The organism is Dietzia sp. 111N12-1 (assembly GCF_001658045.1).
Classification (GTDB): domain Bacteria; phylum Actinomycetota; class Actinomycetes; order Mycobacteriales; family Mycobacteriaceae; genus Dietzia; species Dietzia kunjamensis.
The window spans coordinates 58,272-71,230 of sequence record NZ_LSSV01000060.1 but is presented as its reverse complement, the minus strand read 5'-3'; the positions used below and the strand labels follow the sequence as shown (position 1 = coordinate 71,230).

12 protein-coding genes are annotated in these 12,959 nt (G+C 69.7%); 11 read left to right on the top strand and 1 reads right to left on the bottom strand.

Going from position 1 to position 12,959, the window contains the following annotated elements; genetic code table 11:
• Positions 1–18 precede the first annotated feature (18 nt).
• Positions 19–1,680, bottom strand: coding sequence for a long-chain-fatty-acid--CoA ligase (locus tag AYO52_RS13565; RefSeq protein ID WP_253702159.1), 1,662 nt, complete (start codon positions 1,678–1,680; stop codon positions 19–21).
• Between the two features lie 433 nt (positions 1,681–2,113).
• Here AYO52_RS13565 and rho point away from each other — a divergent pair, with 433 nt between their 5' ends.
• The 11 genes from rho to atpA all read left to right on the top strand — a co-directional run bounded on the left by rho (position 2,114) and on the right by atpA (position 12,938).
• On the top strand, positions 2,114–4,066 hold the full coding sequence (gene rho, locus AYO52_RS13560) for a transcription termination factor Rho (protein ID WP_082924017.1): 1,953 nt from the start codon (positions 2,114–2,116) through the stop codon (positions 4,064–4,066).
• Positions 4,063–5,148 (top strand): peptide chain release factor 1, encoded by a 1,086-nt coding sequence (gene prfA, locus AYO52_RS13555; RefSeq protein WP_067718354.1) that lies wholly within the window; start codon positions 4,063–4,065, stop codon positions 5,146–5,148. The genes rho and prfA overlap by 4 nt, the downstream gene beginning before the upstream one ends.
• Before the next feature lie 3 nt (positions 5,149–5,151).
• Positions 5,152–6,117, top strand: coding sequence for a peptide chain release factor N(5)-glutamine methyltransferase (prmC, locus tag AYO52_RS13550; RefSeq protein ID WP_067718351.1), 966 nt, complete (start codon positions 5,152–5,154; stop codon positions 6,115–6,117).
• The gene (locus tag AYO52_RS13545; RefSeq protein ID WP_067718348.1) at positions 6,114–6,767 is read left to right on the top strand and encodes an L-threonylcarbamoyladenylate synthase; all 654 of its coding nucleotides are present in this window, start codon (positions 6,114–6,116) and stop codon (positions 6,765–6,767) included. Before prmC ends, AYO52_RS13545 begins: the two co-directional genes overlap by 4 nt.
• Positions 6,768–6,770: 3 nt before the next feature.
• Positions 6,771–7,937 (top strand): glycosyltransferase family 4 protein, encoded by a 1,167-nt coding sequence (locus AYO52_RS13540; protein WP_067718345.1) that lies wholly within the window; start codon positions 6,771–6,773, stop codon positions 7,935–7,937.
• A 10-nt stretch (positions 7,938–7,947) separates the two neighbouring features.
• Positions 7,948–8,391, top strand: a complete 444-nt coding sequence (locus tag AYO52_RS13535) for a hypothetical protein (RefSeq protein ID WP_067718342.1) — start codon at positions 7,948–7,950, stop codon at positions 8,389–8,391.
• Positions 8,392–8,754: 363 nt separating this feature from the next.
• A complete protein-coding gene (gene atpB, locus AYO52_RS13530) occupies positions 8,755–9,438 on the top strand; it encodes a F0F1 ATP synthase subunit A (RefSeq protein WP_235027792.1) in 684 nt (227 codons plus the stop codon).
• A 98-nt stretch (positions 9,439–9,536) separates the two neighbouring features.
• Positions 9,537–9,776, top strand: a complete 240-nt coding sequence (locus AYO52_RS13525) for an ATP synthase F0 subunit C (protein WP_067718337.1) — start codon at positions 9,537–9,539, stop codon at positions 9,774–9,776.
• 25 nt (positions 9,777–9,801) lie between these two features.
• Positions 9,802–10,374 carry a F0F1 ATP synthase subunit B gene (locus AYO52_RS13520; RefSeq protein WP_067718335.1) on the top strand — a complete coding sequence of 191 codons (573 nt, stop codon included), beginning with the start codon at positions 9,802–9,804 and terminating at the stop codon, positions 10,372–10,374.
• Positions 10,375–10,388: 14 nt separating this feature from the next.
• Entirely contained in the window at positions 10,389–11,207 is an 819-nt protein-coding gene (locus AYO52_RS13515) for a F0F1 ATP synthase subunit delta (protein ID WP_067718333.1), read from the top strand.
• Positions 11,208–11,297: 90 nt separating this feature from the next.
• The gene (atpA, locus tag AYO52_RS13510) at positions 11,298–12,938 is read left to right on the top strand and encodes a F0F1 ATP synthase subunit alpha (protein ID WP_067718330.1); all 1,641 of its coding nucleotides are present in this window, start codon (positions 11,298–11,300) and stop codon (positions 12,936–12,938) included.
• Positions 12,939–12,959 lie beyond the last annotated feature (21 nt).

Below are 12,959 nucleotides of genomic sequence, written 5' to 3'. Positions count from 1 at the left end.
AGACCCCGTCTGAGGGATTCAGTCGGACGCCTCCGGGGCGATCGTCGTGATCTCGTAGTCGCCCGCGGCGTGGCGCGCCCGGATCCTGATCTTGTCGAACTTTCCGACCGTGGTCTGCGGGATGTGGTCGACGAAAGCCCAGTGATCCGGGCGCTTCCAGTTCTCCACGACGCCCTCGAGACCCTCCCAGAGGGCGCGGGCGGACGCGGTCGCCCCGGTCTTGAGCTGGACCAGGACGAGCGGCCGGTTGCCCCAGCGTTCGTCCGGGACGCCGACCACGGCCACCTCTGCGACCCGGTCGTCGAGCAGGACCGCGTGTTCGAGTTCGACCGTCGAGATCAGTTCACCGCCGGAGGCGATGATGTCGTCGACCCGGTCCACCACGTCGAGGTAGCCCTTGGGGGAGATGCTGGCCACGTCCCCGGTGCGTAGCCATCCGTCGACGAAGCGATCGGAGGCCTCGTCGCCGAGGTAGCGGGCCGTCACCCACGGGCCGCGGATCTGGAGTTCGCCGACGGACCACCCGTCGTTGTGCTGGACCCGGCCGCCGTCCACGATGCGTGCCTTCACTCCGGCGGGGAACCGTCCCTGACCGAGCATCTGTGCGCGTCGCCGGGTCGCGGAGGAGTGGGGGTCCGGTCGCGCGAACGTCGCGATGGGGCTGGACTCGGTGAGTCCGTAGGCCTGCATGATCGTGACCCCGTGACGCTCGACGAACGCGTCGAACAGGGCCTCGGGGACGGGTGATCCGCCGACGAGGACCTCGCTGAGATGCGCGATCGATTGCGGATGGTTCTCCAGCCGCCGGAGTAGCCGTTGGAGGGTGGCCGGTGTGGTGGCCATCTTGTTCGGCCTGTATGTGCGCAGCAGGTCGGCCATGTCGTGGCCGGTGGTGAGCACCCGGCCGGGCCGTGGTCGCGCGGTGACGAGGCCGGCGCCGGTCATGAAGGCGGCGTACGGCAGCCCCCAGGACATAACGTGGTACATCGGCACGGTGGTCAGGACGGTGTCGCCGCTGCGCAGGGCCGCGCTCTCGGCCATGGACATCTGCATGGAGTGCAGCCAGATGGACCGGTGGGTGTAGGCGACGCCCTTGGACGCGCCGGTGGTGCCGGAGGTGTAGGCGATCGCCGCGGCGGAGCGTTCATCGAGGTCGGGCCACGGGTAGGCGGTGGGTTGGCCGTCGAGGAGGGTCTCGAGGGCGTGGACGTCGGCATCGAGCTCGCCGAGGTCTGGGGGTACCTGACCGTCGACGACGACGAGGTGGCGCAGCGAATCGAGCTGCGCGGCCACCAGGAGTGCCGAGGAGAGCAGCTCCGGGTCGACGAGTACGACCGACACCCGGTTGTCGCTCAGGACGGAGAGCATGAACTCCCGCGAGCGGAGGACGTTCACCGGGAGGGCGACCGCGCCCATCGCGGGGAGGGCGAACATCGCCTCGACGACCTCGGTGCGGCTGCCGGACAGGATGCCCACCACATCGCCGGGTCGTACCCCGAGCCCGGCGAGGGCGTGCGCGGTGGCGGCCGCGCGGGAGGCCAGCACGTCGTATCGCACCGGACGGGGTTCCAGGTCGCCGACGAATCCGGTGACAGTGGACCCACCGTGTCGTTCCGCCGCGTGCTCGAGGATCCGGGACACGAGCAGTGGCGTGTCCAGCATCGTTCCGAGCACGGTCACCTCCGAGGTCGTGTGGCCCTTGTCGTGTGCTGTACGTTACCGCCCGCATCCGACGCGGTGAGCGCCAGTCGCGACTCGCGGAAGGGGGACCTGCGCGCGATCGGCCACAGAGTAGTATGCTTGGACCCAGCCACGGGCGCCCGGTCGTCCCAGCATTCCGAGTCGATCCTCGCAGCACCCTCCGCACCAGGTCGGTGTGGTGTGGATCGGACTCGGTGGGACAGGCCGATCGGCGAGTGGCGTACAGGGATCCCCACTATCGAGCGGTTCTCCCCTCACGAGGATCCCCCTCAGACGAAAGATCCGTGTCCGGCCACGTTGCCGCCACGGAAGGCCCCAGCGGCCACCCCGGGACGCCGAGTCCGCTTCCCGGACACCTGCTCGATGCGAGGCGGCGTACGCCGCCCCGGCCCCGGGCCCAGAAAGGATCCCCGTGACCTCGACGGACACCACTTCCACGCCAGCACAGGGTGCCTCGCTGTCGGCGATGCGCCTGAACGATCTCAAGTCGCTGGCCCAGCAGATGGGCCTCAAAGGCCTGTCGGGTAAGCGCAAGGGCGACCTCGTCGCGATGATCGAGGGCGCCCGGGGTGGCAGGCCCGCGCCGGCCCGTGAGCCCGCCCCGAAGACCGCGCCCGCCCCGGAAACCGAACCCCCGGTGGCCGGCGAGCCCGCGGCGAAGGCCGAGTCGGCTCCGGAGAAGGCGCCGGACCGCGATGAGGCGTCTGCACGAGACGAGGCGTCTGCACGGAGCGGGGCGCCCGCCCCGCAGGCCGAGTCCGGCCGACGGGATCGTGGCGACAGGGCCGGGGGCGGTGCGGAGAACCCCCGGGGCGGGTCGGATGACTCCGACTCCGGTCGCCAGGGGGACCGGTCCCGTCGCGAGGACGGCAACCGCGGTGGCGGGCAGCGACAGGGGCGTAACCAGCAGAACCGGGATCAGCAGGGCGGCCGCAACCGCGATCAGCAGGGCGCGCGCAACGACCAGGGCAACCAGGGCGGCAACCGCGATCAGCAGAGCGGCCGCAACGACCAGTCCGACCAGGGCGGCGGCGACAACGGCCCCCGCGGTGACGGTCAGAACCGGGATGACGACGGAGGAGGCCGCGGCCGTCGCAGCCGCCGGCGCCGCGAGCGCAATCGCGGCGGGGGGCGCCCGGCCGAGGGTGAGACGGAGGTGCGGGACGACGACGTCCTGCAGCCGGTCGCGGGCATCCTCGACGTGCTGGACAACTACGCGTTCGTCCGCACGTCCGGCTACCTCGCGGGACCCAACGACGTCTACGTCTCCATGAACATGATCCGTCGTCACGGCCTGCGTCGCGGTGACGCGATCACCGGCGCGGTGAAGATGCCCCGCGACGGCCAGAACGACGGCCAGGGCGGCGGCCAAGGCGGCGGCGGGGGCCAGGGTGGCGGCAAGAACCGTCAGAAGTTCAACCCGCTGGTCCGCATCGACACCGTCAACGGTGGCCCGGTGGACCAGGTTCGCAACCGCCCGGACTTCGCGAAGCTCACCCCGCTGTACCCCAACCAGCGACTGCGCCTCGAGACCGAGAAGAACATCATCTCGACCCGCGTGATCGACCTGATCATGCCGATCGGCAAGGGGCAGCGCGCGCTGATCGTCTCCCCGCCCAAGGCCGGTAAGACCACGATCCTGCAGAACATCGCCAACTCGATCGCGGTCAACAACCCGGAGTGCCACCTCATGGTCGTCCTCGTCGACGAGCGGCCGGAGGAGGTCACCGACATGCAGCGTTCGGTGAAGGGCGAGGTCATCGCCTCGACCTTCGACCGTCCGCCGTCGGACCACACCCAGGTCGCGGAGCTCGCGATCGAGCGGGCCAAGCGTCTGGTGGAGATGGGGCAGGACGTCGTCGTCCTCCTCGACTCCATCACGCGACTCGGCCGCGCCTACAACAACTCCTCGCCCGCCTCGGGTCGCATCCTGTCCGGCGGCGTCGACTCCACGGCCCTGTACCCGCCCAAGCGGTTCCTCGGCGCGGCGCGCAACATCGAGAACGGTGGATCGCTGACGATCATCTCCACCGCGATGGTGGAGACCGGCTCGGCCGGCGACACGGTGATCTTCGAGGAGTTCAAGGGCACCGGCAACGCCGAGCTCAAACTGGACCGTCGCATCGCCGAGCGGCGGGTGTTCCCCGCGGTCGACGTGGGACCCTCGGGGACGCGCAAGGAAGAGCTGCTCATGACCCCCGAGGAAGCCGGGATCATGCACAAGTTGCGCCGCGTGCTCTCGGGGCTGGACTCCCACCAGGCCATCGACCTGCTCATGTCGCAGTTGCGCAAGACCAACAACAACTACGAATTCCTGCTGCAGGTGGCCAAGACGACGCCCACCCTGCCGCAGGACGAGGAGTGACCGGGAGCGAGGGACGGTCGCCGTCCTCGATCGACGACGTCCTGGCCGAGTACGGGGGCCTCGAGACGCAGTTGTCCGACCCCGCTCTGCACGAGGACGCCACCGCCGCCCGCCGGGTGGGCAAACGCTTCGCCGAGCTCACCCCGATCGTGCAGTGTCACCGTGCGCTGGTGTCCACGCGCGAGGACGCCGCCGCGGCGCGGGAGCTCGCCGGCGACGATTCCTCGTTCGCCGGGGAGGCCGAGGAGCTGGAGGCTGAGGCGGCCGAGCTCGAGACCCGCCTGGCCGACCTGCTGGCGCCCCGCGACCCACACGATGCGGACGACGTGGTCATGGAGATCAAGTCGGGGGAGGGCGGCGAGGAGTCCGCACTGTTCGCCGCCGACCTCGCCCGCATGTACACGCGGTACGCCGAGAAACACGGATGGGTGATCGAGGTCCTCGGCCTCACGGAGTCCGACCTCGGCGGGTACAAGGACGCGACCTTCTCCATCCGGGCTCGCCAGCCGTCTCGCGACGGGGTGTGGTCCCGCCTCAAGTTCGAGGGCGGGGTGCACCGGGTCCAGCGGGTGCCGGTCACCGAGTCCCAGGGCCGGGTCCACACCTCGGCCGCGGGCGTGTTCGTCTACCCGGAGCCCGAGGACGTGGGTCCGGTCGAGATCGACGAGTCCGACCTGCGCATCGACGTCTACCGCTCATCCGGCAAGGGCGGGCAGGGCGTCAACACCACCGACTCCGCGGTGCGGATCACCCACCTGCCCACCGGCACGGTCGTCACGTGTCAGAACGAACGCAGTCAGCTGCAGAACAAGCAACGCGCGCTACAGGTGCTCGCGGCGCGACTCCAGGCCGCCGCCGAGGAGGCCGCCAACGCCGAGGCGTCTGAGGGCCGGGCCACCCAGGTCCGCACCGTCGACCGGTCGGAGCGCATCCGCACCTACAACTTCCCGGAGAACCGCATCGCCGACCACCGGGTGGGGTTCAAGGCGCACAATCTCGACGCCGTGCTGGACGGTGACCTCGACGCGGTGCTCGACGCCCTCGCCACCGAGGAGCGGCGGCGACGAATGGAAGAGGCCTAGGCCGTGAACCCGCGCTCGGCCGGGGTGACCGGGGTCGTGCGTTCGGCCGCGCAGGCGCTCGGCGCGGCGGGCGTCGACTCCGCGCACGTCGAGGCCCAGCTCATCTGTGCGCACGTGCTCGGCATCGACCGCACCCGGCTCATGCTCGCCGACGACCTCGACGCCGCCGCGGTGAGCGAGGTCGAGCGGATCGTCGCCGCCCGCGCCCGCGACCGGACCCCCCTGCAGTACCTGCTCGGCCGCGCGGTCTCCGGACGGCTCGAGTTGGCCGTCGGGCCGGGGGTGTTCATCCCGCGACCGGAGACCGAGTTGCTGGTCGAGTCGACGCTCGCGGCCCTGCCCGCACCGGGCCCCGGCCCCGGCCCGGTCGTGGTGGACCTCTGCGCCGGCAGCGGCACCCTCGCGTTGGAGATCGCCCACGCCCGGCCCGACGCCCGCGTCCACGCCGTCGAACTGCACGAGGCCGCGCTGGAGTGGCTGCGCCGCAACGCCGCCGAGCGCGCCGCCGCCGGGGACACCCCGATCGAGGTCCACCACGCCGACGCCACCGACGCGGACGTCCTCTCGGACCTGCGGGGCAGCGCCGCCGCCGTGGTGTCCAACCCCCCGTACATCCCGGTCACCGATGATCTCCCCGCCGACGTCCTCGAGCACGAGCCGGCGACGGCGCTGTTCGGGGGGCGGGACGGCCTCGTCGTCGTCACCCCCCTCGTCGGCGTGGCCGCCGCCCTCCTCGCGCCGGGAGGGCACCTCGCCGTCGAGCACGACGACACCACCGGCGCCGCGGTCGCCGCGGTCGTGGCCGCGCAGGGGGGCTTCGGTACCGTGGAGCAGCACACCGACCTCGCCGGCCGACCGCGATTCGTCACCGCGACGCGACTCGACGCGGGCCACGACGACACGCACGACGACGACGACCGCGACGACGACAAGGTCGACACGACAGTCCGGAAGGGGACCACCCGGTGACCATCACCTACGACTGCACCGAGGACACCGGCCGCGAAGTCGGTCTCAGTTCCGCTGCCGGCGCCCTGCGCTCGGGCCGGCTGGTCGTGACCCCCACCGACACGCTCTACGGCATCGCCGCCGATGCCTTCGACCCGGACGCGGTGGTCTCGCTGCTGTCGGCCAAGCGCCGTGGCCCGGACATGCCGGTGCCGGTCCTGGTCGGCTCGTGGGAGACCATCGACGGCCTCGTCGTGAGCACCCCGGCCGCCGCCCGCGACCTCATCCGCGCCTTCTGGCCGGGGGGCTTGAGTCTCATCGTGCACCAGGCACCGTCCCTGGGCTGGGACCTCGGCCAGACCCGCGGCACGGTCATGCTCCGGATGCCGCTGCACCCCGTCGCCATCGAACTCCTGCGCGAGGTCGGCCCGCTCGCGGTGTCCAGTGCCAACGTCTCCGGTCAACCGCCGGCCACCACCGTGGCCCAGGCCCGGGAGCAGCTCGGCGACTCGGTGGCCGTGTACCTCGACGGCGGCCCATGTGCGATCGGCCAGCCCTCGACGATCGTCGACCTCACCGGGCCCGGTCCGCGCATCGTCCGCGAGGGCGCGGTGACCGCCGAGCGCGTGGGAGAGGTCCTCGGCGTCGACCCCGCGGTCCTGCGCGGCTGAACCATGGGTGCCGGGGTCCCGTTCCGGGAGCTGCTGCTCATCGCGGTCACCGCCGGACTGGTCACCTTCGTCGTCACCGGTCTGGTCAGGGGAGTGGCACCCGCGATCGGCGGGCTCGCCTACCCGCGGGAGCGGGACGTGCACCAGGTCCCCACCCCCCGGCTCGGCGGGGTGGGCATCTTCACCGGGATGCTCATCGCCGTCTACCTCGCCGCGCAGCTGCCGGCCCTGAACCGGGCCTTCCCGCCCTTCGCCCCCGACGTGGAGGCCACCATCGTCGCCGGCGGGGTGATCGTGCTGGTGGGGATCGTGGACGACATCCTCGGGCTCGGGGCCGTCACCAAACTCGCGGGCCAGGCCGCCGCGGCCGGGGTCCTGGTCGCGATGGGCGTGTCGTGGACGCTGCTGTACATCCCCTTCGGGGACGGCAACATCCTCGTCCTCGACCAGCTCCAGGCCGGACTGCTCACGGTCGTGTTCACACTGACGATCGTCAACGCGATGAACTTCGTGGACGGACTCGACGGGCTCGCCGCCGGACTCGGGGCCATCGCGGCCACGGCGATCTGCGTGTTCTCCGTGGGCATCATGCTGGACCAGGGCGGGACCGTCGGGGCCTACCCGCCGGCACTGGTCACCGCGGTCCTGGCCGGGGCGCTCATCGGGTTCCTGCCCCACAATTTCCAACCCGCCCGGATCTTCATGGGCGACTCCGGGTCCATGCTGATCGGACTGGTCCTCGCCGCGGCCTCGACGAGCGCCTCCGGGAAGATCTCGCAGAGCCTGTACGGGCCCCAGGACATGATCGTCCTGCTCTCGCCGGTGATCGTGGTCGCGGCCGCGATGTTCGTGCCGATGCTCGACCTCGTCATGGCGGTGGTGCGGCGGGTCGGGGCCGGCCGTAGCCCCTTCGCACCCGACAAGATGCACCTGCACCACCGGCTGCTCGCGCTGGGGCACTCCCACCGGAGGGTCGCGCTGGTCATCTACGCGTGGGTCTCCCTCATCGCGTTCGGGGCCGTCGGGGCGACGATGCTGCCCACCGAGGTGATCGTCCCCGCGATCGCGGCCGGTCTCCTCTCCGTCCTGGCGGCGACCCTCGTCCCTCGCCTCCGCAGTTCGCGCGGGAAGCACCGGACGGCCGACGGGCCCCGATCCCCGGGCGACTAGGCTGCGGGGTATGGACGACACCCCCGGACACGACGCCCCCGGACACCAGGTCGAGAGCGCCCACACCATCGGACTACGCAGGGCGGTGACCCTCGGCGCCGCCGCGCTCGCCGTGCTCATGGTGATCAGCGCAGGGCTGTGGTGGGCGGTGGATGGTCGCTCCGGCCTGTGGGGCGCCCTGCTCGGGGCCGCGATCGGTGGCGTGTTCGTCCTCCTCACCGCGGTGGTGGTGATCGCCACGGCCCGAACCTCACCCCAGGTGACCGGAGCCGTCCTGTTGGGAACGTGGCTCCTCAAGCTCATCGTGGCGATCGGGGTCGTCGCGGCTCTCAAGCCGCTCGACTTCTACTCCAAGCCCGCGTTCGCCACGACCATCGTCGTGGCCATGGTCGTGGTCCTCGCGTCGGAGACGGTGGCCATTCTGCGCACGCGCGCCCCGTACGTGGAGCCCTGAGCTGGGATTTTCCGGCACTCCCGATCGGTCACGGACTGGTTTCGGGGAGATGTGGAGCTGATAACGGCGTGAGGTGCCCCCAGGGGTCCGCAGGGGATGGCCTTTGCTACGATGCTCTGCGGAGGGAAACCGGAAAAGGGTGCGGCGGTACACGCCGCGAGAATCCCCGGGCCCTCCCGGGTTCCGCAGGTCGGAACGAAACACTGGACATGACCACCGTCTCTGCAGGCGGCCCGAACAGGGGAGAGAGCGCTGAGCACGTCACTGCTGGCATTCAAGGGCGAGTTCCATCCGCCGTCACTAAATGACTTCTTCCCGCCGGCCGTGCTCTTCGAGGGGACTCCGTTCGCTCTGGACCGGCTGATGATCATCCGGCTGATCGCGGCGGCCGTCGTCGCGGTGCTGTTCTACCTGGCGATGCGCCGGTCGGCCGTCGTGCCGCGCGGACTGCAGAACGTCGGCGAGATCGCGCTGGACTTCGTCAAGAACAACATCTCGGACGAGATCATCGGGAAGAAGGACGGTGACCGGTTCCTCCCGGTCATCGCGACGATCTTCTTCCTCACGCTGTTCATGAACCTGCCTGCCGTGATCCCGGGCTTCAACATCTCGCCCAACGCGCGGATCGGCATGCCGCTGGTCATGGCCGCGGTCGCGTATGTGGTCTTCATCTATGCGGGAGCCAAGAAGTACGGCTTCTTCTCCTTCGTGGGCAAGTCGGTCGTCGTGCCGAACCTTCCCCCGGCGCTGCACCTGCTGGTCGTGCCGATCGAGTTCGTGTCGACCTTCATCCTGCGGCCGGCCACGCTGACCATCCGTCTGATGGCCAACATGCTGGCCGGGCACATCATGATCGTGCTGCTGTTCTCCGCCACGAACTTCTTCTTCTGGCAGTTCAACGGGTGGACCGCGGTCAGCCTCGTGACCATCATCGTGTCGGTGGCGTTCACGTTCTTCGAGCTGCTGGTGATCTTCCTGCAGGCGTACATCTTCGCGCTGCTCACCGCGGTGTACATCGACCTGTCGTTGCACGCCGACAGTCACTAAAAGACTTCCGGCGCCGCGAGCGCCGGGACACCCAGACCACACCGACGACCGAGTGCGGACATCCCGCACCGGCCATCTGAAAGGGAACGGAAACCCACATGGATATCGTCACTCTCGCCCAGGCAACCGAGACGACCGCCCGCGGTTACGGCGCCATCGGCTACGGCCTCGCCGCGATCGGCCCCGGCATCGGCATCGGCATCGTCGTCGGCAAGGCGATCGAGGGCATGGCCCGCCAGCCCGAGATGGCCGGCCAGCTGCGCACCACGATGTTCCTGGGCATCGCCTTCACCGAGGCCCTGGCGCTCATCGGTATCGTCACCGGCTTCATTTTCTGATCGCCGGCTGGCGAAGGTCAACGACATGAATCCGATCCACATTCTCGCCCAGAGCGAGACCGAGGGGCTCCCGCTGGAGGAGACGCCCAACGTCCTCTCGCCGGCGCTGTACGACATCGTCTGGTCGCTGATCCCGTTCGCTGTCGTCCTGTTCGTGTTCTGGAAGTTCGTCCTCCCGATGTTCAAGCGGGTCCTGGACGAGCGCACCCAGCGCATCGAGGGCGGCATCGAGAAGGCGGAGGCCGCACAGGCCGAGGCGAAGGCGGCCCTGAACAAGTACAACGCCCAGCTCGCCGAGGCGCGTGGCGAAGCCGCGAAGATCCGCGACGACGCGCGTGCGCAGGGGCAGCAGATCCTCGCCGACATGAAGGCGGAGGCCCAGGCCGAGAGCGACCGCATCGTCGCCGCCGGGCAGCAGCAGCTCGCCGCGCAGCGTCAGCAGATCGTCACGGAGCTCCGTGGCGACCTCGGACGCCAGTCGGTCGAGCTCGCCGAGCGGCTCATGGGTGAGCAGCTGTCCGATCCGGTCCGCCGTTCGGGCACCATCGACCGTTTCCTCGCCGACCTGGACAAGGTCGCCGGGGCGGGCCAGAAGTAAGGAAGAAGCAGACTATGCACGCAGCAAGCCGCGACGCCCTCGAGCAGTCCCGGTCGGTCCTGCAGTCCACGCTCTCCGCGAACCCGGCCGGGGGCGCCACGGGCGCCAAGGTCGGTGCCGAGCTCTTCCGGGTCGTCGACGTCCTGGAGGGTGACCGCTCCCTGCGGGTCGCCGTCGCGGACTCGTCCGCACCGGTCGAGGCCCGCGAGGACCTCGCCCGTTCGGTGTTCGGCTGGAAGATCGACGAGTCGACCCTCGCGGTCGTGCTTGCTGCGGTCGCACTGTCCTGGTCCACCCCGCGGGATCTCCGTGAGGGCCTCGTCACCCTCGGCCGGGAAGCGCTCCTGCTCTCGGCCCGGGAGCAGGGTCAGCTCGGGACGGTCGAGGACGAACTGTTCAGATTGGGCCGCATCGTCGCCGGCGACGCGGAGTTCGAGCAGGCTCTGTCCGACCGCACGACCACCACGGAGTCCAAGCGCGCACTCCTCGGTCAGGTCCTCTACGGCAAGGTGACCGCGGTCACCGAGGCGCTCGCCGGACAGGCGATCGCCCGGCCGGACGCCATGCCCGCCGACGATCTGGACGCGCTGTCCAGGCAGGCGGCCGAACTCCAGGGACAGTCGGTGGCCGTGGTCACCAGTGCTACGGAACTCACCACCGAGCAGCGGGCCGCACTCGAGGGCAAGCTCGCCGAGATCTACGGACGGGAGATGGCGGTCCACGTCCAGGTCGACCAGGCGGTCCTCGGCGGCATGGTGATCCGCGTCGGTGACGAGATCATCGACGGTTCCGTCGCCGGGCGGCTCTCGGCCGTACGACGGGCGCTTCCCTAGGCCTCGACACCCGACGAGCAACGGTCGCACTCGGTCGATGCTCACCTGACAAGACACATCCAGACCACACTTAGTGAGAGCAGGAATGACATGGCGGAGCTGACTATCTCCTCCGACGAGATCCGCAGTGCGATTGCGAATTACACCTCGACGGTCTCCAACGAGGCGTCGCGCGAGGAGGTCGGAATCGTCACCGACACGGGCGACGGTATCGCCCACATCAGCGGACTCCCGTCCGCGATGGCCAACGAGCTGCTGGAGTTCCCGGGCGGCATCCTCGGCGTCGCACTGAACCTCGAGGACCGCGAGATCGGTGCGGTCGTGCTCGGCAACTTCGACGAGATCGCCCAGGGGCAGGAGGTGCGTCGCACCGGGGAGGTCCTCTCCGTTCCGGTCGGCGACGGCTTCCTCGGTCGCGTCGTCAACCCGCTCGGGCAGCCCATCGACGGCCTCGGCGACATCGAGTCGGAAGGCACCCGCGCCCTCGAGCTGCAGGCGCCGTCCGTTCTGGAGCGCCAGCCGGTCGAGGAGCCCATGCAGACCGGCATCAAGGCCATTGACGCCATGACGCCGATCGGTCGCGGTCAGCGTCAGCTCATCATCGGTGACCGCAAGACGGGCAAGACCGCGGTCTGCATCGACGCGATCCTCAACCAGAAGGCCAACTGGGAGTCGGGCGACAAGACCAAGCAGCTCCGGTGCATCTACGTCGCGATCGGCCAGAAGGGCTCCACCATCGCGGGTGTCAAGGCGACGCTCGAGGAGAACGGCGCGATGGAGTACACCACCATCGTCGCCGCCCCCGCCTCTGACTCGGCCGGCTTCAAGTGGCTCGCGCCGTTCACCGGTTCGGCCATCGGGCAGCACTGGATGTACGACGGTGCGCACGTCCTGGTCGTGTTCGACGACCTGTCCAAGCAGGCCGACGCGTACCGCGCGATCTCGCTGCTGCTCCGTCGCCCCCCGGGTCGCGAGGCGTACCCCGGCGACGTCTTCTACCTGCACTCCCGCCTGCTCGAGCGGTGCGCCAAGCTCTCGGACGAGATGGGCGGTGGGTCGCTGACGGGTCTCCCGATCATCGAGACCAAGGCCAATGACGTCTCGGCGTTCATCCCGACCAACGTCATCTCGATCACCGACGGTCAGGTCTTCCTCGAGTCCGACCTGTTCAACCGCGGTGTGCGTCCGGCCGTCAACGTCGGTATCTCCGTCTCCCGAGTCGGCGGTGCCGCGCAGACCAAGGGCATGAAGAAGGTCTCCGGCTCGCTGCGTCTGGACCTGGCCGCGTACCGCGACCTCGAGTCGTTCGCGACGTTCGCGTCCGACCTCGACGCCGCCTCGAAGGCGCAGCTCGAGCGTGGCCAGCGTCTGGTCGAGATCCTCAAGCAGGACCAGAACTCGCCGGTCGCCGTGGAGGACCAGATCGTCTCGATCTACCTCGCCGGTGAGGGTTTCTACGACTCCGTCCCGGTCGAGGACGTCCGTCGCTTCGAGGGCGAGCTGCTCGAGACCCTGCGGCACTCCGCCTCCGACGTCTACAGCCAGATCGAGGGGGGAGCCGCGCTCTCCGACGAGTCCAAGTCGACCCTCGAGGCCAAGACCAACGAGTTCAAGGAGGGCTTCGTCGCCACCGACGGTTCCCGTGTGGTCAACGAGCCCGAGGCCGAGGCGCTGTCCGAGGACGAGATCGATCGTGAGAAGCTCACGGTCACCAAGAAGAAGAAGGCCTGAGGCCTGCGATGACAGCCATCC

Coding starts and splice junctions, on each gene's coding strand:
- AYO52_RS13525 (WP_067718337.1), top strand. CDS start 9,537: ATGGATATCGTCACTCTCGCCCAGGCAACCGAGACGACCGCCCGCGGT.
- AYO52_RS13540 (WP_067718345.1), top strand. CDS start 6,771: ATGGGTGCCGGGGTCCCGTTCCGGGAGCTGCTGCTCATCGCGGTCACC.
- AYO52_RS13515 (WP_067718333.1), top strand. CDS start 10,389: ATGCACGCAGCAAGCCGCGACGCCCTCGAGCAGTCCCGGTCGGTCCTG.
- AYO52_RS13520 (WP_067718335.1), top strand. CDS start 9,802: ATGAATCCGATCCACATTCTCGCCCAGAGCGAGACCGAGGGGCTCCCG.
- AYO52_RS13535 (WP_067718342.1), top strand. CDS start 7,948: ATGGACGACACCCCCGGACACGACGCCCCCGGACACCAGGTCGAGAGC.
- atpB (WP_235027792.1), top strand. CDS start 8,755: ATGATCATCCGGCTGATCGCGGCGGCCGTCGTCGCGGTGCTGTTCTAC.
- atpA (WP_067718330.1), top strand. CDS start 11,298: ATGGCGGAGCTGACTATCTCCTCCGACGAGATCCGCAGTGCGATTGCG.